General features: G+C 63.8%; 1 pseudogene. It reads right to left on the reverse strand.

From position 1 onward, the window contains the following. Nucleotides 1-240: pseudogene (locus SB822_RS60425) on the reverse strand (pyrrolo-quinoline quinone); the annotation flags it as partial.

Here is a 240-nt window from a genome sequence, read left to right on the forward strand (position 1 = left end):
GCGACAGCGACGTGCCAACGAGCGTCGGGCTGCCGTAGACGAACGTATTCAGGAAGTTCGCCGCGTCAGGTACCTGCACGGGCGTCATGCTATCGGCACCGTTCGACAGGTCAAAGGAGTGCAGCGCACCCCTGCCGCTCACGATAAACAGCCGGTTGTGCGCGCGGTCGATGGTGGGCGTGTCGATGAAGCCCCCCTTGCCGCCGGATGCTGAGAAATCGTCGCAGCTGGTTTGCACGG

The sequence above is a fragment of the Paraburkholderia sp. SIMBA_054 genome, from assembly GCF_046534875.1.
Taxonomy (GTDB): Bacteria; Pseudomonadota; Gammaproteobacteria; order Burkholderiales; family Burkholderiaceae; genus Paraburkholderia; species Paraburkholderia hospita.